The organism is Salipiger sp. PrR007, assembly GCF_010499845.1.
GTDB lineage: Bacteria > Pseudomonadota > Alphaproteobacteria > Rhodobacterales > Rhodobacteraceae > Salipiger > Salipiger pacificus_A.
The window spans coordinates 90185-114704 of the sequence record NZ_JAAGOZ010000028.1 but is presented as its reverse complement, the minus strand read 5'-3'; the positions used below and the strand labels follow the sequence as shown (position 1 = coordinate 114704).

23 protein-coding genes and 2 tRNA genes are annotated in these 24520 nt (G+C 65.8%); 11 read left to right on the top strand and 14 right to left on the bottom strand.

From position 1 onward, the window contains the following. Positions 1 to 174: 174 nt before the first annotated feature. The 6 genes from G0Q01_RS13310 to G0Q01_RS13285 form a co-directional block, all read right to left on the bottom strand. A complete protein-coding gene (locus G0Q01_RS13310; RefSeq protein ID WP_164188577.1) occupies positions 175 to 1377 on the bottom strand; it encodes a polysaccharide lyase family 1 protein in 1203 nt (400 codons plus the stop codon). A gap of 101 nt (positions 1378 to 1478) precedes the next feature. Beyond that, positions 1479 to 2468 carry a UDP-glucuronic acid decarboxylase family protein gene (locus G0Q01_RS13305; protein ID WP_203595009.1) on the bottom strand — a complete coding sequence of 330 codons (990 nt, stop codon included), beginning with the start codon at positions 2466 to 2468 and terminating at the stop codon, positions 1479 to 1481. Between the two features lie 61 nt (positions 2469 to 2529). Then, complete coding sequence (locus G0Q01_RS13300) at positions 2530 to 3522, bottom strand: sulfotransferase (RefSeq protein ID WP_164188575.1); 993 nt, start codon at positions 3520 to 3522, stop codon at positions 2530 to 2532. A 142-nt stretch (positions 3523 to 3664) separates the two neighbouring features. After that, positions 3665 to 3946, bottom strand: coding sequence for a hypothetical protein (locus tag G0Q01_RS13295; RefSeq protein ID WP_159099537.1), 282 nt, complete (start codon positions 3944 to 3946; stop codon positions 3665 to 3667). A 240-nt stretch (positions 3947 to 4186) separates the two neighbouring features. After that, positions 4187 to 5431, bottom strand: coding sequence for a glycosyltransferase (locus tag G0Q01_RS13290; protein ID WP_164213525.1), 1245 nt, complete (start codon positions 5429 to 5431; stop codon positions 4187 to 4189). 62 nt (positions 5432 to 5493) lie between these two features. Beyond that, the gene (locus G0Q01_RS13285; RefSeq protein WP_164213524.1) at positions 5494 to 6858 is read right to left on the bottom strand and encodes a hypothetical protein; all 1365 of its coding nucleotides are present in this window, start codon (positions 6856 to 6858) and stop codon (positions 5494 to 5496) included. A 124-nt stretch (positions 6859 to 6982) separates the two neighbouring features. Here G0Q01_RS13285 and G0Q01_RS13280 point away from each other — a divergent pair, with 124 nt between their 5' ends. Next, the gene (locus G0Q01_RS13280; RefSeq protein ID WP_164188571.1) at positions 6983 to 8428 is read left to right on the top strand and encodes a lipopolysaccharide biosynthesis protein; all 1446 of its coding nucleotides are present in this window, start codon (positions 6983 to 6985) and stop codon (positions 8426 to 8428) included. A gap of 199 nt (positions 8429 to 8627) precedes the next feature. After that, entirely contained in the window at positions 8628 to 10106 is a 1479-nt protein-coding gene (locus G0Q01_RS13275; protein WP_164188569.1) for an O-antigen ligase, read from the top strand. A 230-nt stretch (positions 10107 to 10336) separates the two neighbouring features. Here the strand turns inward: G0Q01_RS13275 and G0Q01_RS13270 are convergent. Together G0Q01_RS13270 and G0Q01_RS13265 are read right to left on the bottom strand one after the other, a co-directional pair. Beyond that, positions 10337 to 10412: transfer RNA gene (locus tag G0Q01_RS13270), tRNA-Lys, on the bottom strand. Between the two features lie 23 nt (positions 10413 to 10435). Beyond that, positions 10436 to 10511: transfer RNA gene (locus G0Q01_RS13265), tRNA-Lys, on the bottom strand. 179 nt (positions 10512 to 10690) lie between these two features. Here G0Q01_RS13265 and dapF point away from each other — a divergent pair. The 4 genes from dapF to G0Q01_RS13245 are packed head-to-tail and all read left to right on the top strand — an operon-like array spanning position 10691 to position 14158. Next, the gene (gene dapF / locus G0Q01_RS13260) at positions 10691 to 11524 is read left to right on the top strand and encodes a diaminopimelate epimerase (RefSeq protein ID WP_164188567.1); all 834 of its coding nucleotides are present in this window, start codon (positions 10691 to 10693) and stop codon (positions 11522 to 11524) included. Continuing rightward, positions 11521 to 12783: a tRNA (N(6)-L-threonylcarbamoyladenosine(37)-C(2))-methylthiotransferase MtaB gene (gene mtaB / locus G0Q01_RS13255; RefSeq protein ID WP_164188565.1), complete on the top strand. Its 1263-nt coding sequence runs from the start codon at positions 11521 to 11523 to the stop codon at positions 12781 to 12783. Before dapF ends, mtaB begins: the two co-directional genes overlap by 4 nt. 4 nt (positions 12784 to 12787) lie before the next feature. After that, on the top strand, positions 12788 to 13414 hold the full coding sequence (locus tag G0Q01_RS13250) for an FMN-binding negative transcriptional regulator (RefSeq protein WP_164188563.1): 627 nt from the start codon (positions 12788 to 12790) through the stop codon (positions 13412 to 13414). Positions 13415 to 13453: 39 nt separating this feature from the next. Continuing rightward, positions 13454 to 14158 (top strand): phosphatidylcholine/phosphatidylserine synthase, encoded by a 705-nt coding sequence (locus G0Q01_RS13245; RefSeq protein ID WP_108967501.1) that lies wholly within the window; start codon positions 13454 to 13456, stop codon positions 14156 to 14158. An 82-nt stretch (positions 14159 to 14240) separates the two neighbouring features. Here G0Q01_RS13245 and G0Q01_RS13240 read toward each other — a convergent pair whose 3' ends face one another. Continuing rightward, on the bottom strand, positions 14241 to 15050 hold the full coding sequence (locus G0Q01_RS13240) for an ABC transporter permease (RefSeq protein ID WP_164188561.1): 810 nt from the start codon (positions 15048 to 15050) through the stop codon (positions 14241 to 14243). Between the two features lie 123 nt (positions 15051 to 15173). On the opposite strand from G0Q01_RS13240, the gene G0Q01_RS13235 reads away from it, so the two are divergent. The 3 genes from G0Q01_RS13235 to rimO all read left to right on the top strand — a co-directional run bounded on the left by G0Q01_RS13235 (position 15174) and on the right by rimO (position 19299). Further along, complete coding sequence (locus G0Q01_RS13235; RefSeq protein WP_164188559.1) at positions 15174 to 15779, top strand: GcrA family cell cycle regulator; 606 nt, start codon at positions 15174 to 15176, stop codon at positions 15777 to 15779. Between the two features lie 178 nt (positions 15780 to 15957). Further along, positions 15958 to 17739: an SLC13 family permease gene (locus G0Q01_RS13230; protein ID WP_164188557.1), complete on the top strand. Its 1782-nt coding sequence runs from the start codon at positions 15958 to 15960 to the stop codon at positions 17737 to 17739. A gap of 195 nt (positions 17740 to 17934) precedes the next feature. Beyond that, the gene (rimO, locus tag G0Q01_RS13225) at positions 17935 to 19299 is read left to right on the top strand and encodes a 30S ribosomal protein S12 methylthiotransferase RimO (protein WP_164188555.1); all 1365 of its coding nucleotides are present in this window, start codon (positions 17935 to 17937) and stop codon (positions 19297 to 19299) included. Positions 19300 to 19302: 3 nt separating this feature from the next. Here the strand turns inward: rimO and G0Q01_RS13220 are convergent, their stop codons facing one another. Next, positions 19303 to 20199, bottom strand: a complete 897-nt coding sequence (locus G0Q01_RS13220; RefSeq protein WP_164188552.1) for a hypothetical protein — start codon at positions 20197 to 20199, stop codon at positions 19303 to 19305. On the opposite strand from G0Q01_RS13220, the gene G0Q01_RS13215 reads away from it, so the two are divergent. Both G0Q01_RS13215 and G0Q01_RS13210 read left to right on the top strand, forming a co-directional pair. Beyond that, on the top strand, positions 20096 to 21190 hold the full coding sequence (locus G0Q01_RS13215) for a glycosyltransferase family 32 protein (protein WP_370457108.1): 1095 nt from the start codon (positions 20096 to 20098) through the stop codon (positions 21188 to 21190). The two genes, G0Q01_RS13220 and G0Q01_RS13215, sit on opposite strands and share 104 nt — an antisense overlap. A gap of 38 nt (positions 21191 to 21228) precedes the next feature. Then, entirely contained in the window at positions 21229 to 21816 is a 588-nt protein-coding gene (locus tag G0Q01_RS13210) for a thymidine kinase (RefSeq protein WP_164188549.1), read from the top strand. Between the two features lie 37 nt (positions 21817 to 21853). Here the strand turns inward: G0Q01_RS13210 and G0Q01_RS13205 are convergent, their stop codons facing one another. The 4 genes from G0Q01_RS13205 to G0Q01_RS13190 all read right to left on the bottom strand — a co-directional run bounded on the left by G0Q01_RS13205 (position 21854) and on the right by G0Q01_RS13190 (position 24402). Beyond that, positions 21854 to 22807 (bottom strand): D-glycerate dehydrogenase, encoded by a 954-nt coding sequence (locus tag G0Q01_RS13205; protein ID WP_164188547.1) that lies wholly within the window; start codon positions 22805 to 22807, stop codon positions 21854 to 21856. Further along, positions 22804 to 23142, bottom strand: a complete 339-nt coding sequence (locus G0Q01_RS13200; RefSeq protein ID WP_164188545.1) for a tRNA-binding protein — start codon at positions 23140 to 23142, stop codon at positions 22804 to 22806. Before G0Q01_RS13200 ends, G0Q01_RS13205 begins: the two co-directional genes overlap by 4 nt. Then, a complete protein-coding gene (gene proC / locus G0Q01_RS13195; RefSeq protein WP_164188543.1) occupies positions 23135 to 23950 on the bottom strand; it encodes a pyrroline-5-carboxylate reductase in 816 nt (271 codons plus the stop codon). The genes G0Q01_RS13200 and proC overlap by 8 nt, the downstream gene beginning before the upstream one ends. 227 nt (positions 23951 to 24177) lie before the next feature. After that, the gene (locus G0Q01_RS13190) at positions 24178 to 24402 is read right to left on the bottom strand and encodes a YdcH family protein (RefSeq protein WP_092423670.1); all 225 of its coding nucleotides are present in this window, start codon (positions 24400 to 24402) and stop codon (positions 24178 to 24180) included. Positions 24403 to 24520: the final 118 nt, after the last annotated feature.

The window sequence follows — 24520 nt, the reverse complement described above, 5'->3', positions numbered from 1 at the left end:
TGTTTTTTGGGACCTAGACCGCAAACCCGGAACAACTAGGGACTTCGTGGGCTTGTCACGCAAAGGTTGCACGGACACTGTGCAGCACGTCGCAACAATAGCTTCTCCCACCAAATCAGGCGCCTCGCTGTCCAGCCCCATTTTTTCCCAAGTTTCGCCTTTAATGGCGGGGACTTAGTTCGAACTTTGTGCGGCCTCGCCCGCATTTCCTCCCGCCTTTCTCGGCAGGCGGCCCTGGATCACCTGCCGGGGCGAATCGATGATGTACCCGGTGCGTCCCCTCACCTCTTCGAGGAGCCGAAGATCAGTGGCATCAACCTGAGGGTGGCGCGCGCCCGCGTTGGCGAGCACGGCGTCCTCGACCTGCGCCGAGGGGATCACCGGCGCTCCGCTGCCTGCGAACGCCGGGGCTTTCGAGAGCGCGACCTCCGCATCGGCGCGGATCTCGCCCTCGGTGTCCGATACGTAGAAGTTCGGGCCGGGACGCCCCGCGTCCTGCAGGTGAAGTGGCGGCCGCTCGACGCTGTTCGGTCCGGGGATGTAGACATTGCCGATGATGTTGACCGTCGAACCGGTGCCCTGAAAGCCGCTCGGGCCCCAATTGTACACCAGGTTGTTGATGAACTCGATCTGCCGGCTGTCATCCTTGATGTTGGGGTTGCGATGCCGGTTATGCGCGAGAAGATTGCCGATCACGGTGATGCGCTTGGCCGAGCCGCCGCCGATAAGAAGCCCCATGCTGTGCCGCCCCTTGGGATGGATCGACTGGTCGAGCGCCTCGGCGATGATGTTGTTGGAGATGGTGACATCGGCCACGTTGCCCCAGACCGCGAGGTTCTCGTCGACCGCCCAGCTGATCGAATTGCCCTCGATCAGCACATTGCGGATCGGCTTGGATCCGTCCCCGATCGACAGCCCGTCGCGGTTGTCGGGCGCATCGCCCGGACCGTCGCCCGGGCGCAGGTGCATCCCGCGCACGATCACGTTGCTGCCCACCACCCGCAGCCGTCCGCCGGTGAGGGTGATCCCCCCCGGCGCGCTGCGACCATCGAGCGTGACGTCCGGTCCGATCTGGATCTGGTGCGACAGAGCTATGGTCCCCCCGACATCGAAGTGGATGATGCGCGGCCCCTGCTCCTGTTCGGCGGCCCAGCGGAGACTGCCCGGCCCGTCGTCGGCCAGCGTGGTCACGTGGATGGTGCGGCCATCACCGCCGCCACGGGTCAGGGCGCCGAAACCAGCCTGCTCCGGGTCATCCGCCGAGGAGGCGGTATCCGCCCGGACGAGGTCGACGGGCAGCGAAAATCCCGCCAAAGCGGTCGAGAGAATGAAACATGCCAGCACCATACGGCGCCGAGGAGACACAAAAAGGGTCATCACCTGCTCCCATGAAGAACAACGTCACACCCGGACGCCGGAGCGACCGGGCTCACTAGGGTCGGTCGGAGCACGCGCCGCCAGCGGCGCGCGCCTTCTGCTCAGGAGGTCGTCTGCATCTGGCGGGACTTCTTGCCGAGCAGGTCCTCGAAGTAGGCGATGGTCTTGGCGATGCCCTCGGAAAGCTCGATCGAAGGGCTCCAGCCGAGATGCTTGCGCGCGAGGGTGATGTCGGGGCGGCGCTGCACCGGATCGTCGCTGGGCAGTTCCCGCGACACCAGCTTCGACTTCGAGCCGGTTTGCGCCACGATCATCTCCGCAAGCTGCTTCACGGTGCATTCCTGCGGGTTGCCAAGATTCACCGGGCCGGTGAAGCCTTCGTCGGTGGCCATCATGCGCATCATGCCCTCGATCAACTCATCCATGTAGCAGAACGACCGGGTCTGGCTGCCATCGCCGTAGATGGTAATGTCCTCGTCGTAGAGCGCCTGCCGGATGAAGTTCGACACCACGCGGCCATCCTGCGGGTGCATGCGCGGACCGTAGGTGTTGAAGATGCGTACCACCTTGATCGGGAGGCCGTGCTGGCGGTTGTAGTCGAAGAACAGCGTCTCGGCGCAGCGCTTGCCCTCGTCGTAGCAGGAGCGCACGCCGATCGGGTTCACATTGCCCCAGTAGCCTTCGGCCTGCGGGCTGACCAGCGCGTCACCGTAAACTTCAGAGGTCGAAGCCTGCAGGATCGGGCATTTCAGCCGCCGCGCCAGCCCCAGCATGTTGATCGCGCCGTGCACCGAGGTCTTGGTCGTCTGCACCGGGTCGTGCTGGTAGTGGATCGGCGAGGCCGGACAGGCGAGATTATAGATCTCGTCCACCTCGACATAGAGAGGGATGGTCACGTCATGGCGCAGGAACTCGAAACGCGGATTGCCGAGCAGATGCTCGATATTGCGTTTCGTGCCGGTGAACAGGTTGTCGACGCACAGGACCTCTGCCCCGCGTTCCAGCAGCCGGTCGCACAGATGCGAGCCCAGAAAACCCGCCCCCCCAGTGACGAGGATGCGCTTTCGACTGTCGTAATTGCGCTTCAACATGGTGCTTCCTTTTCAAAAAAATGAATCAAATCAGTCACAAAAAAACATGTCGCCCAGGGGATCATCCCACCGCGGCGGATTTGGGCCGCGCCGGGTCCGGCATCGGCCAGCCCAGATCGGCGAGGTCACGTCCGACAAGCAGCTGGAGCAGCAGCATGTCCTCGGCGTAGGTTGCCGCGATCTCCTCGGCGAGGTCGGCGGGGACCGGCACCTTGGCGAGCTTGGCGGTATTGAGCGCATCCAGTTTTTTCAGCAGTCCCAGCGACTCGAGCCCGAAGGCGCGCTTGATCGGTCGTGACACGAGCTGGCGCGCGGGACCGGCCCGCGTCACCACGTAGCGCACCAGCTTCGAGCGCGCTCGCTTGGCCTCGTTGATCGAAGGGAAGTCCCGCCGCCCGTCGTCCTCGAGACCGAGGAACGCCAGAGTCCGGCGGTAGATGCCGGGCGTGTCCGCCCGCATGTCCTCTTGGAACAGCACCAAGACCCGATCGCGCGGCACCCGGGCGTAGAGCCGTGAGAGCATTTCTCCGAAAGCGGCGGTGCGCTTGTAGAGCAACGTTGACGGGGCGCGACAGCTGCGGGGGATGTTCTTGCCCGCAGCGCGCGCATCCGAGAGGTCCCAGGCCGTGCGGAAGTCCTCTTCGCTCTCGTCGAGCGCATGGATCAGCTGCCGATGCAACGAGGCCAGCATCTTCACCGGATTGCGCAACATGACGATGAATTTCGCATCGGGCCGCGCCTTGAGGATCTCGGTGATCGCGCTGTCCGAATAGAGATACCAGACCGATCCTTCCATCAGCACCTCGGCCTGCGGACCCGGCGCGAAGGTCGCGCGATAGGCTTCAAGGTCATCGCACAGGCACAGCCCGCGCAGGTCGCGCGAAAAGTAGTGCGGCTCCTTGGGGTTGCTGAAGCCCACCCCCGGGTGCCCCGCAAGATAGTGTCCCAACGCCGTCGTGCCGCATTTCGGCGCGCCGATCAGGTAGGCGGCGGGCGGAAAGAGGTCCGCCCGAGATATTGGTTCGGGATCAGACGGAAGGGAATGCGTCGACACAGGCAGCGTCTCCTACTGCGTCGCCGGTCGCCTCGGGCCACGGCGCCGCAGCGGCGCCAGAGTGAATTTCGGGATGATCGCACGGATCGAGGCCATAAATTGGCCGATTTGCGGGGCCGTTCGGAGCGCCCGGGTCAGACGATCAGAGGATGATCGACAGAAAGAACCCGGCAAGAGCGCCCAAAAATGCAATCCCGATCCAGGCAACCGCCCCAAGGCTGAAACCAACGATGAATGAAATAAGCCAAGCGTAAAAAATTGCGGTTAGCGCACAAGAAATAATGAGTATCGCCTGCCGGACATACTGGCGGTCTCGCCGCGGCGGCCGTTCAGCCTGCTTGTCCATGGGCGATGTTTGCGACGGGTCTGCAGAACCGCGACCGCGCGTGACACGTAGCCTCCTTTCTAGAGTGTTGAGTGGCATCTTCCAATCCTGACCAATCGGAGAAGATCCGAAGGTGTTTCAGCCGGGTTGGCAATGATGACCGACACTTGGTCCCCCTAAACATTTGGGACAAATTCCAAAAATATGGACCCGGACCAAAACCAGCGGCGGACCCGTTGCGCGTTACTATGCCCCGACGATACGCAACCGCCGGAAGACGCGTCAAGGAATTAAGACCTGCGCGCCGGGAGGCACACCGAAGAGTGACCGTTCTGCCCGTCACCGCGGCACCCGCCGAGGTTGCAGGCGGGGCGCGGGAACATCCGGCCGCGCCCTGTGCCAGTCGCTGCGGCGACCGGTCTCGGCGTAGATCGCCAAGAGCCGCTCAACCCAGGTGGCCACGCCGTAACGCCCCAGCGCCCGCTCGCGGACCGCATGGGCGGTGCGCTCCGCCAGGCCCTTCGTCTCGATCATCTCGAGAACGCCCCGCGCCAGTGCCTCCGGATCGCGTGGCCGCACGAGAATGGCGCCGGTCCCCTCCAGAACCAGCGCGTTCTCGCCCACATCGGTCACCACTGGCGGCAGCCCGTTGGCCATGGCCTCGAGCAGGGAGACCGGCGCCCCTTCCCAATGCGACGCGCTGACAAAAATGTCGCTGGCCGCCAGCACTTCGGGGATGTCGCTGCGCATGCCCAGGAAGCGCAGCTCGTCGCCAAGGCCGAGTTGTCCCGCTTGCGCGAGAAGGGCTTCGAAGCGCAGGGCGTCGCGGGCGTCGCCGACAAGCAGCAGAACCGCCTGCGGTGCCCGCGCGCGAATCGCGGCGAAGGCATCCAGAAGCACCTCATGCGCCTTCTGGCCGATGATGGCGCCGACGCAGACAAGCGCGACTTGCTCGTCGCCGAGGCCAAGCTCGCGGCGAAGCCGCGCCCGCGCGCCGAAGGGGGCCACCACGTTTTCGGAAACCGCATTCGGCACCACCCGGCAGCCAGCCGGCCCGATCTCGCCCGCCGCGGCCACGGCGACGGCCTCGCCGACAGCGATCTTGTTGACTCCGGGCAGGCGCATGGCGATGCCCTGCAACAGGCGCCGGCCGGGGCGAATTCTTCGCACCGAGGGTTTCACATTGTGGATCGTGGTGATGAAGGGGATCCCCAGCAGGCGCGCGGCATAGGCCCCGAGCGTGCTCGATGAGGCGAGATGCGCGTGCAGGTATTCGATCCGGTGGGCCCGCAGCGCCGCGACCAGCCGCCGGAAGCGCCCGAGGTCCACGAGATTGCGCCCCGGCAGCAACACCACCTTGGTGCCCGTGTCCCTCAGCCGCTGGAGGAACGGCGTCTCGAGATCGCTCAGCACGAACACCGTGAGGCTCATGTCCGCCCGCCCGCGCACCGCTTCGGCAAAGGTAAGCACAAGCCGCTCGGCGCCGCCAGTTAACAGGGTGTCGATCATGTAGCCGAGGCGCAACGGCGCCGGATCGTCCACGGCAAGCGCATGGCCTTGCAGATCAATCTTCGCAGCCTTCATGGGAAAGTCCGCCTTGCATAAGGGAGGCAACGCGCGGCCGGACCCGGTCGCGCGCGTCTTGCTCAGCGCGCCAGATGCGCCGGACGATCGTCGCCGCGCGGCGATTGCTTCATCACTGTCACCCCGGGCGCATGCAGATCTTCCTCTCGGGTCTTCTTGGGCCGCGAGGCCAGCAGGAAGGCGATCATGTAGGCTGCAAAGGCAGCGATCCCCGCAACGATGATCGCGATGGCGAACTGCGCCTTTGGCGACAGGCTGACCGGGTTTATCGGCGGCGTGCCCTCTTCGATCACCCGCACGTTGTCAAAGCCCGAGACCTCCACCGCCCGCGCATCGCGCAACCGCAGGTCAAGCTCGGCGATCCTTTCGGTCTGCGCTTCCTGACGTGCCTGCAGGAGCCGCGCCTTCGGCATCACCTCTGACAGGCCCGAAATATGAGATTGGGTGTTCTGGAACTCCTGCTCGAGATAGCTGATCCGGCTCTGCGCCTCCTCGATCTCCGTCTCCGCTTCCAGCGCATCCGCCTCGAAGCCCAGCCGGTTTTCCAAAGATGCCTTGCGCTGTTGCAGCGAGATCATGTTCAGCCGCGCCTCGCGCAACTCGGCATTGAGCGCGACCTCGTCGCGCACCGCGTTCTCGTATTCGATCTGCAGACCGGTCGCATCGGGTGCGCCGAGCAGAGCGATCAGCGCCGCGTCGATCTCTTCGGCTTCCTGCTGCGCCTTGTCCAACCGCGCCGTGATCGTGGAAAGCTCGCGCTCTGTGTACATGACCCGGCGGTGATCGAGGAAGGCCTCGACCAGCGCGTTCACCAGTTCCGCCGCGATCACCGGATTGCTGTGAAAGACCGACACCTTCACCACGTAGGATCCGGTGATCAGCTCAATCATCGTGCTTTCATCAAGCCAAATCGTCGCCTCGACGAGTCCCTCCGCGGTGTCGGGCATGTTGGGGTACACACGATTCAGACCCACCTTCTCGATCGCCTTGCGCACCAGCTTGGGGTTGTCGAGAAGCAGCATCTCGGCGTTCACAAAGCCCTGGAAGTCCCCGGCGTTGGGCGCACGGATATCCGTGAGGCTGGGGTCTGGCACGTAGACATATTCGCGCCCGAGAGCGAAGGACACCAGCGACCGCGCCTCGAACGTGGGGGTCGACTCCTTGATGGCGAAAAGCATGGGGGTGAGAGTTGCGCCGAACACGACAATAGCAAGAATGATGCGTTTCACGGTCAAACCAATCCATGGACACCATGCGGCGTCGGTAAAAAAGAAATAGAAATAGATCAAAAATGTAGTCTTCCGGGGAATGACTGTAGCACTCGCGCCGCCCTGCGGCAATATTTCGAACGGCTTGCGGCAGAGTTCACACGCAAGTGAGCGCCCTTTGGGTCCGAACGCGGCAATCTTGGGCAGCAGTCCGTCCAAGGCGGTTTAAAGCTTTGCCCTGCGCGGGGATGCCCTTAGACTGATCTCGATTCTCACGCCCGGCCACTGCATTTTTCAGGTCGGATTTTTCATTTTTCTCCTCATGTTTTCGAGGATTTGCTGCATGGTATTCTCTCCCGGCAAGGCCACCTCCAAGAACCTGTTCTGGGCCTACCTCTCTTTCATCTCCACCAAGCTTCTGAACTTCGTCGCGGTCATCATCATTGCCCGCTACGTCGATCCGGTCGAATTCGGCCTGATGGCGATCTGCCTCGCGATCATGGGCTATTTCGAGATCATCTCGAAGTTCGGCCTCGGCGCGGCGCTGATCTCGGTCAAGGATCGGCAAGAGGAGACCGCCAACGCGGTCTTCTACTGCGCGATCTTCACCTCGACCCTCATGGCGCTGCTGCTCTGGTGGGGCTCGGGCGCAATCTCCGGGCTCTTCGAATCGCCCGAACTGGAGCCACTTCTGGGCACCGTCTGCCTGGTGCTGGTGATCCGCGCGCTCGGCTCGGTGCACTACAGCCTGCTGTTCCGCGAGCTCAACCTGCGCAAGAAGCTGGTGCCCGACGTGGCGCAGGGCCTGGCAAAGGGGCTGATCTCGATCGCCCTCGCGATCCTGGGATACGGGGTGTGGTCACTGGTGATCGGCTACGTCGCCGGAGCGCTGGTCTCGACGCTGCTGCTCTTCTGGATCCGACCCTGGAAGCCCAGCGCCCTCCCAGACTGGCCAACCGTGCGTTACGTGATGAGCTTCGGCTCCTACCTGATCGGCGCCGAGACCATCAACGCCACGCCGCGTCTGCTTGACAACCTGCTTGTCGGCAAGTTCCTCGGGCCGGCGGCGCTGGGAATCTACGCCATCGCCTATCGAATCCCCGAGCTGGCGATCAAGAGCTTCACCTCTGTCGCGGGCACGGTGCTCCACCCCGTGATGTCGAAAATGCAGACCCACCCCGAGGATCTGGCGAAATACTACTACCAGGCGCTGCGCTACTGCGCGCTGCTGATGTTCGGCATCGGCGCGGCGATCGCTGTGCTCGCCGAGCCCACCGTGCATGTGCTCTACACCGAGAAATGGTACGGCATGGTCGCGCCGATGCAGTTCATCGCGGCCGCCCTCGCCGTCAGCACGCTGAACATGGTGCCCGGCGAGCTGCTCAAGGCGGTGAGCCGCACCGACCTCATGTTCCGCGCCGCGCTCTTCAACCTGCCAATCTTCATCCTGCTGCTGGCCGGAGCGATCCCTTTCGGCATCACCGCGGTCGCCGCGGCGCAGCTCGCGATGGCCTTCATCCGCTTCATCCCGATCTACTTGGCCACCAAGCGGGTGATGAACGTGACGATTGCCAAGATATTCGCCGCGCTGCGCCCGGCGCTGATCTGCGCCGCCAGCGCCTCGCTGGCCGCCTTTCTGGCGCTTCAGATGCACACCGGTTCCGAGCTGCTGCGCCTGATGGCTGGAGCCACGGCCTTCGCGGCGGTCTATCTCGTCGCGCTCCGGGTGATGCTGCCAGGAGCCTTCGCGGCCGGGCATCGCTTCATCCTAAAGCGGAGGCGCGCATGACACCGCCGAGACAGCCGCGGACCGCGGTGCAAGCCACTTCGAGTTTTGCCAGCTCCCGCCCCGGGCAGGGCCGGCGCGACCAAGCCGGCTGGGTGCCCCTGCACCATGCCATGCGCGAGATTCTCGGAAACGCCCGCTCGCGGCGCGGCGCAGCCACACCAGCCCCCTCCGAAGGCCGGACCCGCACGCGGAGGCCGGAATGAGCGACGCCACCCTCCCCCCACGCAAGGGCTTTGACTGGCGCGGTTCGGCGATAATCCTGGTCTGCGGTCTCTTTGCCATGGCGGCCAGCTTCGTGCTCCTCGGCCGTGACACCCTGCTGATCGCTTTCCCCTTCGCCCTGCTGATCTTTGCCGTCGGCATCCGCTTTCCGATGATCGCGCTGGCGGGTCTTCTGGTCCTGATCATGACCAACATGTCGGACAACCTGATCGAGTCCTTCGGGGCCCCTTCGCTCGCGAAGATCACCGCACCCGGTCTCTTCGTGCTGCTGGCCGCGCGCTACGCGGTCTACCGCGAGCTGCCCTATATACCGCGCATCGCGATCATCTTCCTGTCGATAATCTTTGCCATGAAGATGCTGAGCGCGACCTACGCCCTGCGCTGGGAGCTGAGCATCGCGCTCTCGATCGACTTCCTCAAGGAAGCCGCGGTGGCGATCCTGGCCCTTGCCTTCATGAACAACAAGCGCGGCTTCGAGACCGTGGCGCTGTCCACAGTGCTGCCCATCGTATTGATCTGCGGGCTTGGCCTTTACCAGCTGCTGGTCGACTACTCGCCCACCGGCTTTTTCGGCTTCTCGCGGTTCACCTATGGGTCCGGCCGGTTCTCGGGGATGCTGTTCGACCCCAACTTCTTCGGTGCGATCGTGGTCTTCGTCCTGCCGCTGGGACTTTTCCACCTGCTCAACGCGCGCAGCCCCACCAAGATGTTGCTCTGGACCCTGGCCTGCGGCATCCTGATCGCCGGGCTGCTCGCCACGCAGTCCCGCGGCGCGCTGATCGGGCTTGCCCTCGGACTGGTGGTTCTGAGCACCAGCTTCACCCGCAAGCAGTTCGTCGCCGCTGCGGCGATCGGCGGGCTGGTGGTGGTCTTGGCCGGTGTTTTCGCCGGCGACCGCTTTATCGACCGATTCACCAGCATATTCGACACCGCCGCCGCGGGAGCGGCGCAGGACACCAGCACCGAAGGCCGCCTTGCGAGCTGGACGGTGGCCTACAACCTCTTCAACGAGCATCCTTGGCTCGGAGTCGGCGTAGGCAACTTCAAGGTCCACTACCAGAACAACGCGCTCGAGGACGGGCTGATCTTCCGCGGCGAGGCCCGGGCGACTCACAGTCTTTACCTCGAGTTCCTCACCGAGCAGGGGCTGATCGGGCTGATGGTCTTTCTCGGCTTCGCCGCCTTCGGCGCTGTGAGTTTTTTCCGAGGCGCCGCGCTCGCGCGCAGCGTCGGGGACGAGCTGATGGCAAGGCGGCTGGTCGCCTTCTGCGCCGCCTTCGTCGGCTATCTGGCGGCAATGACCTTTCTTCAGGACGGAATCCCGCGATTCCTCTGGTATGTGGTCTCGCTCGCCGCCGAGTCGCTGATGATCATCCGCTGCATCTACGCCGATCACCCAGCACTCCAGTTCAGGACCCGCCGCGTGACCGAGCCCTATCCCGTCCGGACCCGCTGACCGATTCTGCGTCGCCCGGCGAGCACGGACGCGGCCGGAATCACGCCTCCCCGGGCCAGCCAACCAGGGGAATGTTCAGCCGTGGCCATTGCACGGTGCCCGCTGACCGGGCCGAGCGGCGCGCAGGAAACGGCGACGGATTCGCGCGCGGCCCCCGCGGGCCCGATCAAGCCGCAAGACCCCAACGGGGTAAGCGCCAAGTCTTTTTCATATCGGGAAACTTGCCAGAGTGGTGAGCCGTGCAGGATTCGAACCTGCGACCCACTGATTAAAAGTCAGTTGCTCTACCAACTGAGCTAACGGCCCACTCTCTCGGGACTTTGACACAGTGGTGAGCCGTGCAGGATTCGAACCTGCGACCCACTGATTAAAAGTCAGTTGCTCTACCAACTGAGCTAACGGCCCACTGTGTGTGGGCGGCTTCTAGGAACTGTGGCGTGGGGGGTCAAGCGGAAAAATGACAATCCTGCCGAACTTCTCCCGCGGCCCTGGCCCCGCCCTTCGCCGGCGCATGCATTCGCAGCAAGGCTGCCCCCCGCAACGTAGGCTGGAAACGTACCCTCAAGAAGCGTATATGCGCCCGGATGAAACACACGCGCGCACAAAACTTGCCCTTCATGAAAATGCACGGGCTCGGAAACGACTTCGTCGTGCTGGACGCGCGTGCGCGCTCCGTCGTCATGACCCCTGCCCTCGCCATGGCGATCGCCGACCGCCACCGCGGCGTCGGCTTCGACCAACTGGCGCTGATCGAGCAGGGCAGCGGCGATGCGCATCTGACCTTCTATAACGCCGACGGCTCGACCGCGGGCGCTTGCGGCAACGCCACGCGCTGCATCGCGCGCTTCCTGATGGACGAGACCGGCAAATCCGAGCTCACCCTCACCACCGAGCGCGGCACGCTCTTTGCCCGCGACGCTGGTGAGGGGCTAACGTCTGTGAACATGGGCCCGCCGCAGCTCGAGTGGCACGAGATCCCCCTCGCCTCCGAAATGGACACGCTGGAGCTGCCGATCGAGGGCAAGCCCACCGCCACCGGCATGGGCAACCCGCACTGCACCTTCTTCGTCGAGGATGCCGAGTCGGTGGACATCGAGAGCTTCGGCCCGGCACATGAACATCACCCGCTCTACCCGCAGCGCACCAATGTGCAGGTTGCGAGCCTGATCGGCCCTGACCACCTGCGGATGCGCGTGTGGGAGCGCGGCGCAGGGCTCACGCTGGCCTCGGGCTCGTCCTCCTGCGCCACCGCCGTTGCCGCGGCGCGCCGCGGCCTCACCGGGCGCAAGGTGACCATCGAGCTCGACGGTGGCACGCTGCAGGTCGACTGGCGCGAGGATGGCGTCTGGATGACCGGCCCCACCGCCCACGTCTTTGACGGGCATTTCACCCACGACTGGCTGGAGATGGTCTCGTGACAGGCGCACCCAAGTTCACCACCCTCGGCTGCCGTCTCAATGCCTATGAGACCGAGGCGATGAAGGATCTTGCCGCGCAGGCCGGCATGGAAAACGCGGTGATCGTGAACACCTGCGCCGTGACCTCCGAGGCGGTGCGCAAGGCGCGGCAGGAGATCCGCCGCCTCCGCCGCGAGAACCCCGATGCCAAGGTCATCGTCACCGGCTGCGCCGCGCAGATCGACCCCGACAGCTTTGCCGCGATGACCGAGGTCGACGCGGTCATCGGCAACACCGAGAAGATGGCTCCCGAGACCTGGTCGCGACTGTCGAACGGCTTTATCGGCGAGACCGAGCGGGTCATGGTCAACGACATCATGTCGGTGACCGAAACCGCCGGCCACCTGATCGACGGCTTCGGCACCCGGTCGCGCGCCTACGTGCAGGTGCAGAACGGCTGCGATCACCGCTGCACCTTCTGCATCATCCCCTATGGCCGCGGCAATTCCCGCTCGGTCCCCGCCGGTGTGGTCGTGGACCAGATCAAGCGGCTGGTGCAGCAGGGCTACAACGAGGTGGTGCTGACCGGCGTTGATCTCACCTCCTGGGGTGCCGACCTGCCGGGGACGCCGCGGCTTGGCGATCTGGTCATGCGCATCCTCAAGCTGATCCCCGATCTGCCGCGCCTGCGCATCTCGTCGATCGATTCCATCGAGGCCGACGAGAACCTGATGCAGGCCATCGCCACCGAACCGCGGCTGATGCCCCACCTGCACCTGTCCCTTCAGCACGGCGACGACCTGATCCTCAAGCGCATGAAGCGCCGCCACTTGCGCGACGATGCCATCCGATTCTGCGAGGAGGCGCGCAAGCTGCGCCCCGAGATGACCTTTGGCGCCGACATCATCGCCGGCTTCCCCACCGAGACCGAAGAGCATTTCGCCAACTCGCTGAAGCTGGTCGAGGACTGCGACCTGACCTGGCTGCACGTCTTCCCCTACTCCTCGCGCCCCGGCACCCCCGCCGCACGCATCCCGAGCAAGGTGAATGGCACCGTGATCAAGGAGCGCGCCGCCCGCCTGCGCGCCGCCGGAGACGCTGCCGTGGAGCGCCACCTCGCCGCCCAGCCCGGCCGCACCCATCACATCCTGATGGAGAGCCCGGTGATGGGCCGCACCGAGCAGTTCACCGAGGTGCTCTTCGACAGTCCGCAGACCGAAGGTGCCATCGTCACCGCGGCGATCACCGGCATCCGCGGCACCCAGCTGACGGCGGCCTGAGCCGGTGCACCCAAACTCGGTCTTTCGCCGCACTGAGAAGGCCCCGAGCCTCGAGCTGGTGCGCGACCGGGCCTTCGGCACGCTGGCGGTCAGCGCCGAGGGCGCGCCGCTGTTGTCACATGTGCCCTTCCTGCTGTCCGAGGATGGCTCCTACGCCGATCTGCACCTCGTTCGATCGAACCCGATCTGCCGCGCTGCCCGCGAGGGAACCCCGGCCAGGCTCGCGGTGAGCGGTCCTGATGGCTACATCTCGCCCGACTGGTACGGCGATCCCGGACAGGTGCCGACCTGGAACTACGTCGCCGTCCACCTCATCGGCCGCCTTGCACCGCTGCCACACGAGCAAATCGACCTGTTGCTCGCCGCGCAAAGCGCCGCCTTCGAAGGCAGGCTTGCCCCCAAGACCCCCTGGACCATGGACAAGATGGACCCTGAGGTCCGCAGCAGGCTTCAGCGCATGATCCTGCCTTTCCGCCTGCACATCGACGAGATCGACAGCACCTGGAAGCTCTCGCAGAACAAGACAGCGCAGATGCGCCTCTCCGCGGCCGCACACATCGAGACGGGCTTCGGCCAGGAGCTCGGCGGGCTGGCCACGCTCATGCAGGATCCTCCGCCAGACGAGGCGTGATGATTGCAAGGCGCGCGCAGATCGGTCATGTCAGGCGGCATGACCCTGAAAACCCGTGCTCTCATCGTTCACCTGCTGACCGCCACCGGCGCGGTCTTCGCCATGCTCGCCATGCTTGCCGCCGCGCAGGAGCAATGGTCGATCATGTTCCTCTGGCTGGTCGTGGCCTTCTTCGTCGACGGCGTCGACGGACCGCTGGCCCGCAAGTACGACGTGAAGTCGAACGCGCCGCGCTTTGATGGCGTGCTGCTCGACCTGATCATCGACTATCTGACTTACGTCTTCATCCCGGCGTTCGCGCTTTTCCATTCGGGCCTGCTGCCTGGCTGGACCGGCTGGATCGCGATCATCATCATCACCTTCGCCTCGGCGATGTACTTCGCCGACTGCAGAATGAAGACTTCGGACAATTCCTTCCACGGCTTTCCGGGCTGCTGGAACATGCTGGTGCTGGTGCTCTTCGCGCTGCAGCCGAACTTCTGGGTGATCCTCGCGCTGGTGAGCCTGCTTGCCGTGGCGATGTTCCTGCCGCTGAAGTTTATCCACCCCGTGCGCACCGAGCGCTGGCGCCCGCTGTCGCTGCCCATCGCCATTGCCTGGACGTTCTTCGCCGGCTGGGCCGCCTGGGTCGATTTCCACCCGCAGAGCTGGGCGCACTGGGGCCTCGTTGTCACCTCGGTCTACCTGCTGTTCGCCGGTATCGCGCAGCAGGTCGTGCCGCAGGCCGAAGCGAAGCGCGCCTGACGAGGCGTCTTTTCCGAGAGAGCACACGAACAAAAAAAGGGGGCCAAGGCCCCCTTTTCATCGCCTGCATCCCGCAGTCGGCTCAGGCCTTGAGCCGCCAGCCGGTGCGGAACAGCCCCCACGCCATCAGCGAGACCAGCAGCGTGGCGAAGATCGCCACCGCGGCGCCGAGCGCCGGATTGGCGTCGGAGACACCCAGCACGCCATAGCGTGCCCCGTCGATCAGGTAGAAAACGGGGTTGAAATGGGTGATCTCGTAGAGCCCCCGGGGCAACGCCTCGACCGAGTAGAAGGTGCCCGACAGGAAGGCGAGCGGCGTGACAATGAAGTTGGTGATCGCGGCCATCTGGTCAAACTTGTTGGCAAAGAGCCCCGCGACGATGCCCACCGCCGACAGGAAGGCCCCGCCAAGGAGGACGAAACCCAGCACGATCATTGGATGCGCCGGCACCAGCCCGGTGGTCACCCAGAGCCCCACCAGGATCGCGCAGGCCACCACCAGCCCGCGCGCGACTCCGCCCGCGAGATAGCCGATCACCAACTCGAAGGGCGCGAGCGGCGGCATCAGCGTGTCGACGATATTGCCCTGCACCTTGGAGATCACGATCGACGAGGAGGTATTGGCAAAGGCGTTCTGGATCACCGTCATCATCAGGATGCCCGGCGCGATGAACCGGGTGAAGGGCACCCCCATCACCTCGCCACGGCTCGGGCCTATCGCGATGGTGAAGATCACCAGGAACAGCCCCGCAGTGACCAGCGGCGCCAGCAGGGTCTGGGTCCAGACCGCGAGGAAGCGCTGGGTTTCCCTGCGGCAGAGGGTGGCGAGTCCGAGCCAGTTCACGGCACCGAACCGGCGCGCTCCGGGCTCATGGCGGGGTTGGCTGTCCATAAGGTCTCCTTTCCGTCTGGGTCCGGCTTGTAACTCGCCGGTTGATGACTACAATAGGCCCCCTGATGGAATTTTCAGGCGGCTCTGGATCACGGGCCGCTTTTTCTCAAGCAAGGATCGGACATGTCCTGGACGGATGAGCGCGTCGAGCTTCTCAAGAAGATGTGGGCCGAGGGCCAGTCGGCCAGCCAGATCGCCAAGGAACTTGGCGGCGTCACCCGCAACGCGGTGATCGGCAAGGTGCACCGGCTCGGCCTGTCGAACCGCACCGCCCCTGCGGGCGCGGCGGCCCCTGTCGCCCCGGCGGCCCCTGCCAAGGAAGCCAAGCCTGCGCCCAAAGAGGCCAAGGCCAAGCCCGCCCCGAAACCCGAACCGGCCGCAGCCTCCGAACCCGCGCGCGAGACCGCCACGGCAGTCGAGACGCGCCCGGCCCCGCTCGGCCCGTCGCGCAAGCCGATCGTGCCCGCGGGCCAGCCGCTGCCGCCGCAGCCCTCGGCCAACGAGATCAGCCCCGAGGCACTGGCCAAGGTCAGTGAGATCGAGAAGAAGGCGAAGAAGCTCTCGCTGATGGATCTCACCGAGCGGACCTGCAAGTGGCCCGTGGGCGACCCCGCGACCGACGACTTCTGGTTCTGCGGCCTGCCTGTGCAGCAGGGCAAACCCTACTGCGAGGCGCATGTGGGCGTGGCCTTCCAGCCGATGTCCTCGCGCCGCGACCGCCGCCGCTGAGCCGCTCCGCAAGACCATCAACCGCCCGAGCCCTCCCGGCCCGGGCGGTTTTTCTTTGCCGCTTCCCCGCCCTCCCCGCGCAATATCGTCTGCCCGCGCGATTTTTCCCCGAACGGCAGGGGGTTGCGCAACCTACTCGCGCACTCCAGCGTTATACGAGACGCAAGAGTGAGCAGAGATGACAGACTATTTTTCGCTGATCGCCGACTATGACGCCGTGATCGCATTGGGGTTGATCGTCGGTCTCTTCGTTATCTTCATGCTCGAGCTCTATCCGCCCGAGGTGCCCGCCGCCGGGCTCGCAGCCTTGTTCGTGGCCTTCGGCTACGTCACGTCGGACCAACTCCTTTCCGTCTTCTCCAATCCAGCGCCGTTGACCATCGCAGCGATGTTCGTGCTGTCCGGCGCGCTGGTACGCACAGGGGTGCTCGAAGCGATCTCGGATCTGGTGATCAGCCAGGCGAAGGAACGCCCCGGCCTCGCGTTGGGGGTGATCCTGAGCGTGACCTTGTTCGCCTCGGGCTTTGTCAACAACACGCCTGTGGTCCTGGTGCTGATCCCGGTGGTGATCCGCCTTGCCGCCGCGCTCGGCAAAGCGCCGACCCGGCTGCTGATCCCACTGAGCTACGTGGCGATTCTCGGCGGCACCTGCACGCTGATCGGCACCTCGACCAACCTGCTGGTCGACGGCGTGGCGCGCGGCCAGGGGCTAGAGCCCTTCGGCATATTCGAGATCACCCCGGTGGGGCTGATCGTGGCCCTCGCCGGCGGCGCCACCCTCGCCCTGCTCGGACCGCTCCTGTTGCCGGACCGAGAGGCGAGCGATCCCGAGCAGATGCTGGGAGAGACCACCTTCCTGTCGGAAGCGGCGCTGGCCGATGACACCTACGCGGGCAAGCCGCTCTCCGAGATCGCACCGCTTGCGCGCGGCGGGGTGCGGGTGACCGGTCTGCGGCGCAAGGGCAGTCCTTTGCCCGCGCCCCTCGAAGAGCAGGTGCTGCAGAAAGGCGACACGGTGATCCTGCGCGCGCCCACTTCCGAGCTGCTGACCCTGCACGACGATCCGGGGTTGAAAATCGGCCTGCGCCGCGGCGAGCCGCCCGAGGGCGAGCTGGTGACCGTCGAGGTGGTCGTCTCACCGCGCAAGTCCTCGCTCGGCCGCAGCCTGCGCAGCATGTCGCTGGGACGGCGCTTCGGCGTTCGGGTGCTGGGGGCGCATCGCCACGAGCACAACCCGGGCCCCGACCTCGGCTCCGTCCAGCTGCGCCCGGCCGACAAGCTGCTGCTCGAGGGGCCCGCCACCGCCTTCCAGACGCTGGAGGACGAGGCGCAGCTTGTCTCGGTCAGCCGCCCCACCGGCCGCGCTTTCCGCCGCGGTCGCGCGCCGCTCGTGCTGGCGGCACTGGCCGCCGTCGTCGCCCTTGGCGCCCTCGGGCTGATGGACATCGCGACGCTCTCGATCATCGCGGTCGCGGCGATCCTCCTGTTGCGCTGTATCGATGCCGATGAGGCCTGGGGGGCGATTGACGGCTCGGTGCTGGTGCTGATCTTCGCGATGCTTGTGGTCGGCCTCGGGCTGCAGAACACCGGCGCGATGGACCTGCTGGTCAGCTGGCTGGCGCCGCCGATCTCTGGGCTGCCGCCCTTCTTCGCGCTGCTGGCGGTCTACCTGCTGGCCTCGCTGCTCACCGAGACCGTCACCAACAATGCCGTCGCCGTGGTCTTCACCCCGATTGCCATCGGACTCGCCGAGAGCACCGGGCTCGATCCCCGCGCGCTGACGATGGCGGTGATGTTCGGCGCCTCGGCCAGCTTCGCCACGCCCATCGGCTACCAGACCAACACGTTGGTCTACGGCGCCGGGAACTACCGATTCTCCGACTTCCTGAAGATCGGGCTGGCGATGAACCTCGTCGCCGCGCTGGCCGCCTGCGGCGGGATCCTCTGGCTGTTCGGCTAAGGCAGCGAAGGGGCGATGCCCCTTCGGCGCTGCGCGTTCGACCCCTGCGTGACTGAAAAGAGAAGAAGTTTCGGGGGGCACTGGGGACTTCTTCGCCGCTCCAAGTACGCCTGCCCGTCCGCCCCCAGACGCACGGCGCCGCGGATTGACGCGCCGCGCGCGACCACCCTTTTCGCAGAGCGAGAGAGCGCGTATATGCCGCCCATGCAGAATCCGCCCGATCTTCGCCCCGACCTTGCCCGCGCCCGCGTCATGGAAACCCGCCGCGACGGCCAGCCGACCATCGGCATGGTCTCGCTTGGCTGCCCGAAGGCGCTGGTCGACAGCGAACGCATCCTCACCCGGCTGCGCGCCGAGGGCTATGGCATCTCGGCCGACTACGCCGGCGCCGACGCGGTGATCGTCAACACTTGCGGGTTTCTCGACAGCGCCAAGGCCGAAAGCCTCGAGGCGATCGGCGAGGCGTTGAAGGAAAACGGCCGGGTCATCGTCACCGGCTGTCTCGGCGCCGAACCCGAGTATATCACCGGCGTGCACCCCAAGGTGCTCGCGGTGACCGGCCCGCATCAATACGAGCAGGTGCTCGACGCGGTGCATGGCGCCGTGCCGCCGGTTCCCGATCCCTTTGTCGACCTGCTGCCGGCCTCGGGCGTGAAGCTCACGCCGCGCCACTACAGCTACCTGAAGATCTCCGAGGGCTGTAACCACAAGTGCAAGTTCTGCATCATCCCCGACATGCGCGGCCTGCTGACCTCGCGGCCGCAGCGCGCTGTTCTGCGCGAGGCCGAGAAGCTGGTCGAGGCGGGCGTGAAAGAGCTGCTGGTGATCTCGCAAGACACCTCAGCCTATGGCACCGACTGGAAGAATCGGGACGAGAAGTTCCCGATCCTCTCGCTGGCGCGTGAGCTGGGACAGCTCGGCGCCTGGGTGCGGATGCATTACGTCTATCCGTACCCGCATGTCCGCGAGCTCATTCCGGCGATGGCCGAAGGGCTGGTGCTCCCCTATCTCGACATCCCCTTCCAGCACGCCCATCCCGAGACGCTGAAGCGCATGGCCCGCCCCGCCGCCGCAGCGCGCACGCTCGACGAGATCGCCGCCTGGCGGTCGGACTGCCCGGACATCACCCTGCGCTCGACCTTCATCGTCGGCTACCCCGGCGAGACCGAGGATGAGTTCCAGACCCTGCTCGACTGGATGGACGAGGCGCAGCTCGACCGGGTCGGCTGCTTTAAATACGAGAATGTCGACGGCGCGCGCTCCAACGCGCTGCCCGATCACCTGCCCGAAGAGATCAAGCAGGAGCGCTGGGAGCGATTCATGGAGAAGGCGCAGGCCATCTCGGAAGCCAAGCTCGCGGCCAAGGTCGGCACGACGATGCAGGTGCTCGTGGACGAGGTCGACGAGGAGGCCGCCACCTGCCGCACCAAGGCCGATGCGCCGGAGATCGACGGCAACCTCTTCATCGACGAGGGCTTCGAACACCTCAAGCCCGGCGACATGGTCACCGTCGAGGTGGACGAGGCCGGCGAGTACGACCTCTGGGGCCGGCTGGTCTGAGACTCAGGCCGCGCCTTCGGGCGCGGCGATCTTCTTGCCAAGATACTTCTTGCGCGGCGGGGCCGGCAGGTCGACGATCGCCGGCTCGCCCTGCGCGAGGAAGGCAAAGGCAAGCTGACAGTCGATGCCGCAGGCAAGGATATCGTCGTACCAGCGCTCGTTCAGCGCCGCGATCCGCGGGTCTGCCATGTCGCGCAGGATGAAGTTGGTGGTGAAGAGCCGATCTGTCTCCAGCGTCTTGCCGGACTCCATCTGCGCCAGCGTGTAGCGCAGCATCTGGTGCGCCTGCTCGCGATAGCGGTCCTGGAACAGAGAGTCGGTGAACTCCCAGAGGATATTGCCCTCGATATGCGGGCTCAGCCTCAGCGCCATGGCGCCGCCCGCCTCGACCAGCTGGTCGCGGATGCCTTCGAGATCGCCGTGCGGGATACGCCGCTTGTCGTCCATGTAAGTCAGGAAGCGGTGCCGCGCGAGATCGGGGAAAAGATGCGGCAACGCCTTGGCCACCTTGGCCTGATGCGCGCTCAGCACCGGGTTCTTCGACACCGGCAGGTCGAGGAAGATCGGCTTCCACCCCAGCCCCTCGACGATCTCAAGCGCGCTTCGGTTGTTCGACACGAAGTAATGAGGCCAGGTCGTGGGCCGGTTGTTCTTGTCGTAGGTGAAGCTGCCGAGCGGGCCGCAGTAGGTCGAGTAGACCGCCATCTCGCTGCTCTCGCCCGCATGCACCGGCGCGCTGCCGATCAGCGGCAACAGGGCCTCGCGCTGCAGCGGCGCGCGGTCGAACTCGTTGGAGATGCCGCTGCTGTCATGCTCGATGCGGCGCACGGTTTTGCGCAGGGCGCGGGTCATCCGGCGGTACTTCACGATGGTGCGCAGCTTCATTAGGGCGAGGGACAAGGCTGTTCTCCATTCGTTGCGGCCGGGGGTCCGCCGCTTGCGCGGGGCCGGTGCCCGGGCTAAGCCGGGTGCGTTTCCTTTTGACCAAGTTGCGCAGTCTGCGCAACAGGGCGGACGTCAGGACCACGAGGCAGGCATGATACCAAGGCGCATTTCGATGTTCTGGGCGCAAGGCGAAGCCGCCGCCCCCGACCTGGTGAAACGCTGTTGGGACGCCTGGGCGCGGCTCAACCCGGGCTGGTCGCTGGAGATCGCCGACGAAAGCCACGCCGAGGCGTCGTTTCGCGATCTTGGGCTCACGCATGTCCCCACCACGCTGCAGGGCCGCGGCGACATCTTCCGCGTGCAAGATCTCGACCGCAACGGCGGGGTCTATGTCGATTGCGGTACCATCCCCTGCGCGCCGCTCGACGCGTGGCTGGAATCGCTGACCCATGCTGGTTTCTTCGCGTTCCACGACCCCTACCGGCACCGCCCGGTGGAGAACTGGTTCCTTGTCTCCGAGCCCGGCCATGCGATCACCCGCGGGTGGCTCGAGGCGATGCGCGGCTATTGGGACCGCCCCCGCCGCGCACAGAGCGCCCGGCGCGAGCTCGACCGCGGCGGCAAGGGGGCGCTCGCCTGCCGGCTTGCCGGGATGCGCGGCGGCGAGACGCGCAAGCGGGTGATCGAGCCGAAGGACCGCCTGTGGTCCGTGCAGTCCGGCGGTGGGGCCGAGCGCCCGGTGCACCCCTATTTCTGGCCGCACTACTTGTTCGATTTGCAACTTCACCGCAGCGAGCCCTTCCGCACCGCCTGGGCCGAGGTGCCGAAACGCCCCTCCTACCGGCACCTCATGGTGCGGCACTGGAAGCGCGACTACGCGCGGATGACCGACCAAGAGCTGCTCAGCCTGCTCGATGCGCCGATGCAGAAGCTCTCGCTGAAACGCGTGCCCTCCGAGAAGCAGCTGGACTTGATCTTCGGTCAGGCGGAGCGCGCAGCTCCCTGAGCCTTGCTCCCCCTTCCGGGCTGGTGCAAGAAACCGCCATGGCCAAGCTGCATTTCCACTACTCCACCATGAACGCCGGCAAATCGACCCTGCTGCTGCAGGCGGCGCACAACTACCGCGAACGGGGCATGGAGGTCTTCCTGCTAACTGCGCGGCTCGACACGCGCGCCGGTCATGGCCGCATCGGCTCGCGCATCGGTCTGGGACAGGATGCCGAGACCTTCGGCGGCGAGGACGATCTCTTCGCGGTGATCGCCGCGGCGCACCGCAAGACCCCGCTCGCCTGCGTGTTCATCGACGAGGCCCAGTTCCTCACCGAGAAGCAGGTCTGGCAGCTGGCGCGGGTGGTGGACGATCTTGGGCTGCCGGCCATGGCCTATGGGCTGCGGGTGGATTTCCGCGGTCAGCTCTTTCCCGGCTCGGCGGCGTTGCTGGCGCTCGCAGATTCGCTGCGCGAGGTGCGCACCATCTGCCATTGCGGGCGGAAGGCGACCATGGTGATCCGGCAGGACGAGACCGGCAAGGCGCTCAGCGATGGTGCTCAGGTGCAGATCGGCGGCAACGAGACCTATGTCTCGCTCTGCCGCAAGCACTGGCGCGCGGCGATGGGCGACACCCCCGCCTGAGCAGGTCCCGGGCGGGGACCGCCCGGGTCTGCGGGTCTCAGACCGGGTTCGGTACGGGCTCACCGGCGAAGAAGGCCCGCAGGTTGGCCACGGCCATGCGCCCCATGTCCTCGCGCACTTCCAGCGCCGCCGTGCCGAGATGCGGCAGCAGCACCACGCTCTCGAGATCGCGCAGAGCGTCGGGCACCCGGGGTTCGAACTCGTAGACGTCGAGCCCGGCGCCGGCGATCCGCTTCTGCTGCAGCGCCGCGATCAGCGCCGCCTCGTCGACCACGTCGCCGCGCGCAATGTTGACGAAATGCGCATGCGGGCGCATCGCCGCCAGAACGCTTTCGTTCACCGTGTGGTGCGTCTGGGCGCCGCCTGGCAGGGCGGTGACGAGGATGTCGACATTGGCCGCGAGGTCCTGGGGCGTGTCGTAGCGCGTGGCCGGATGATCGAGCGCTTTCTCGGAGCGGCTCATGTAGGCCACCTCCATGCCAAAGCCGTAGTGGCAGCGCCGGGCGATGGCCTGGCCGATGCGCCCCATGCCGAGGATCCCGACGGTCTTGCCGGTCACGTGCAGGCCGAGCATCTGCACCGGGTGCCAGCCCCGCCAATTGCCCATGCGCACAAGCCGCTCGCCCTCGCCCGCGCGGCGGCAGGACATCAGGATCAGCGTCATCGCAATGTCCGCGGTGGCATCGGTGACAGCGCCGGGCGTGTTCGTAACGGTGATCCCGGCGTGCTTGGCCACCTCGACGTCGATGTGGTTGAAGCCCACCCCGAAGTTGGCAAGGATCCTGGCCCGCGGCACCCCGGCGGCGGCGAAGACCTCGGCATTGTACTGGTCGCCCAGCGTCATCAGCACGCCGTCGTAGTCCGACAGCGAGGCCAGCATCTCGTCGCGGCTCATCGGGTCGGGCCGGTCGCGATAGGTCACGTCGAACGCGGCGCGGGCCTCGGCGACGACGCTCTCGGGTAGGTTTCGGGCGATCAGGATCTTGGTCAATGCAGGCGTCCTCCCGGCGGTACGGTCTTGTCGGGGGTCGCGAGCACGATCGCCCCGGTCTCGTCGGAGAAACCTAGAACAAGAACCTCGGACATGAAGGGCCCAATCTGCCGCGGCGGGAAATTCACCACCGCCATGACCGATTTGCCCACCAGCGCCTCGGGCGCATAATGGACTGTGATCTGCGCCGAGCTCTTCTTTTCGCCGAGCTCGGGGCCGAAATCGATCCAGAGCTTGATGGCGGGCTTGCGGGCCTCGGGGAAGGGCTCCGCGCGGGTCACCCGGCCCACGCGGATATCGACCTTGAGGAAGTCGTCGTAGCTGATCTCAGCCATTTGCCAGCTCTTGCGAGCGCCGCACGGCGGCAGAGACGGTGGCGCGGATCAGCGGCGGCAGGCCCTTGTCGTCGTCCATCAGCACGTCGAGCCCGGCCTGTGTGGTGCCGTTGGGCGAGGTCACGTTCTTGCGCAGCTGCGCCGGATCCTCGGCCGCCTGCATCGCCAGCGCGCCGGCCCCCGCGACGGTGGCCTTGGCGAGTTGCATGGCGAGCTCGGGGGCCAGACCCTCGGCTTCGCCGGCCTTGGCGAGGCATTCGATCATGTGGAAGACGTAAGCCGGGCCCGAGCCGCTGACGCCGGTGACCGCGTCCATCTGGCCCTCACCTTCGAGGCGCACGACCTCACCCACTGCCGAGAGCAGCTCCTCGGCCATGGCCATGTCCTCGGCGCGCGCGTTGGTGTTGCCGGAGATGGCCGTGATCCCCTGCCCCACGGCGGCGGGGGTGTTGGGCATGGCGCGGATGATCGGGGTCTTGTCGCCGAGCATCCGCTCGTAGGTGGCGATGGTCACACCCGCCGCCACCGACAGGAAGACCGTGTCGGCATTGCCGTAGCTCGCCAGCACCGGCAGCGCATCGGCCATCATCTGCGGCTTGACCGCGATGAGCACGATCGCCGGGCTTTCGGGCAGCACCTCGTTGAGACGCACGCCCTGCGCCTGCAGCCGCTCCGAGGGGTTCGGGTCGTTGACCCAGACCGACGCGGGCGGCAGCCCCCGTCCCAGCCAGCCCTCGAGCATGGCCGATCCCATCTTCCCGCATCCCAGCAACACCAAACCGCGCTGCGCCAGCTCACCGTCCTTCATGGCGATCCCTCCTGTCGACGTCGTGGCTGTGATACGCGGGCAAACCAGATCGCGCAACGCCCCGGTCGAAAAGGCGGAAATGTGGGCTCTAGTTTTGCTCTACGAAGGAAAATCGCCCGCAAAGCGGGCCTTCGCACGCCATAGCTTAGCCCGCGATCCCACAGGGGGCGGGCAGCAAGATGACACCGGCGCCGGGCGCCGGGCGCCCGGCGCGAACCCGCGCAGGGTCAGGCGATGATGTCGGGGGTCAGCCGGTCCTCGATCATCGCGATCTTGTCCTTGAGGAAGAGCTTCTTCTTCTTCAGCCGCTGCAGGGTCAGCTGATCGGCGGTGCCGCGCTCCTGCAAGGCAAGGATTGCCTCGTCGAGATCGCGGTGCTCGCGCCGGAAGACTTCCAGCTCAACACGCAACACCTCTTCCGTCTTCATCGAGATGTCTTGCGGCGCATTCATGAGGGTCTGTCCTTCGACGTCACGGGAAACATTAGACTACCAAGTCTTGCCGCGCCCGCAAAGCCCTTGCACTGCCCTTCGGCCCTTCCCATATTCCCTGATGTCGGGTTGCCGCTCA

Excerpts from the sequence above, each read along its gene's own strand:
- G0Q01_RS13240 (WP_164188561.1), bottom strand. The coding sequence starts at position 15,050 with ATGGACAGCCAACCCCGCCATGAGCCCGGAGCGCGCCGGTTCGGTGCC.
- G0Q01_RS13275 (WP_164188569.1), top strand. The coding sequence starts at position 8,628 with ATGAGCGACGCCACCCTCCCCCCACGCAAGGGCTTTGACTGGCGCGGT.
- G0Q01_RS13230 (WP_164188557.1), top strand. The coding sequence starts at position 15,958 with ATGACAGACTATTTTTCGCTGATCGCCGACTATGACGCCGTGATCGCA.
- G0Q01_RS13235 (WP_164188559.1), top strand. The coding sequence starts at position 15,174 with ATGTCCTGGACGGATGAGCGCGTCGAGCTTCTCAAGAAGATGTGGGCC.
- rimO (WP_164188555.1), top strand. The coding sequence starts at position 17,935 with ATGCCGCCCATGCAGAATCCGCCCGATCTTCGCCCCGACCTTGCCCGC.
- G0Q01_RS13280 (WP_164188571.1), top strand. The coding sequence starts at position 6,983 with ATGGTATTCTCTCCCGGCAAGGCCACCTCCAAGAACCTGTTCTGGGCC.
- G0Q01_RS13310 (WP_164188577.1), bottom strand. The coding sequence starts at position 1,377 with ATGACCCTTTTTGTGTCTCCTCGGCGCCGTATGGTGCTGGCATGTTTC.
- G0Q01_RS13215 (WP_370457108.1), top strand. The coding sequence starts at position 20,096 with ATGCCGCTGCTGTCATGCTCGATGCGGCGCACGGTTTTGCGCAGGGCG.
- G0Q01_RS13210 (WP_164188549.1), top strand. The coding sequence starts at position 21,229 with ATGGCCAAGCTGCATTTCCACTACTCCACCATGAACGCCGGCAAATCG.
- proC (WP_164188543.1), bottom strand. The coding sequence starts at position 23,950 with ATGAAGGACGGTGAGCTGGCGCAGCGCGGTTTGGTGTTGCTGGGATGC.
- G0Q01_RS13200 (WP_164188545.1), bottom strand. The coding sequence starts at position 23,142 with ATGGCTGAGATCAGCTACGACGACTTCCTCAAGGTCGATATCCGCGTG.
- G0Q01_RS13190 (WP_092423670.1), bottom strand. The coding sequence starts at position 24,402 with ATGAATGCGCCGCAAGACATCTCGATGAAGACGGAAGAGGTGTTGCGT.
- G0Q01_RS13295 (WP_159099537.1), bottom strand. The coding sequence starts at position 3,946 with ATGCCACTCAACACTCTAGAAAGGAGGCTACGTGTCACGCGCGGTCGC.
- G0Q01_RS13290 (WP_164213525.1), bottom strand. The coding sequence starts at position 5,431 with ATGAAGGCTGCGAAGATTGATCTGCAAGGCCATGCGCTTGCCGTGGAC.
- G0Q01_RS13245 (WP_108967501.1), top strand. The coding sequence starts at position 13,454 with ATGACCCTGAAAACCCGTGCTCTCATCGTTCACCTGCTGACCGCCACC.
- dapF (WP_164188567.1), top strand. The coding sequence starts at position 10,691 with ATGAAACACACGCGCGCACAAAACTTGCCCTTCATGAAAATGCACGGG.
- G0Q01_RS13305 (WP_203595009.1), bottom strand. The coding sequence starts at position 2,468 with ATGTTGAAGCGCAATTACGACAGTCGAAAGCGCATCCTCGTCACTGGG.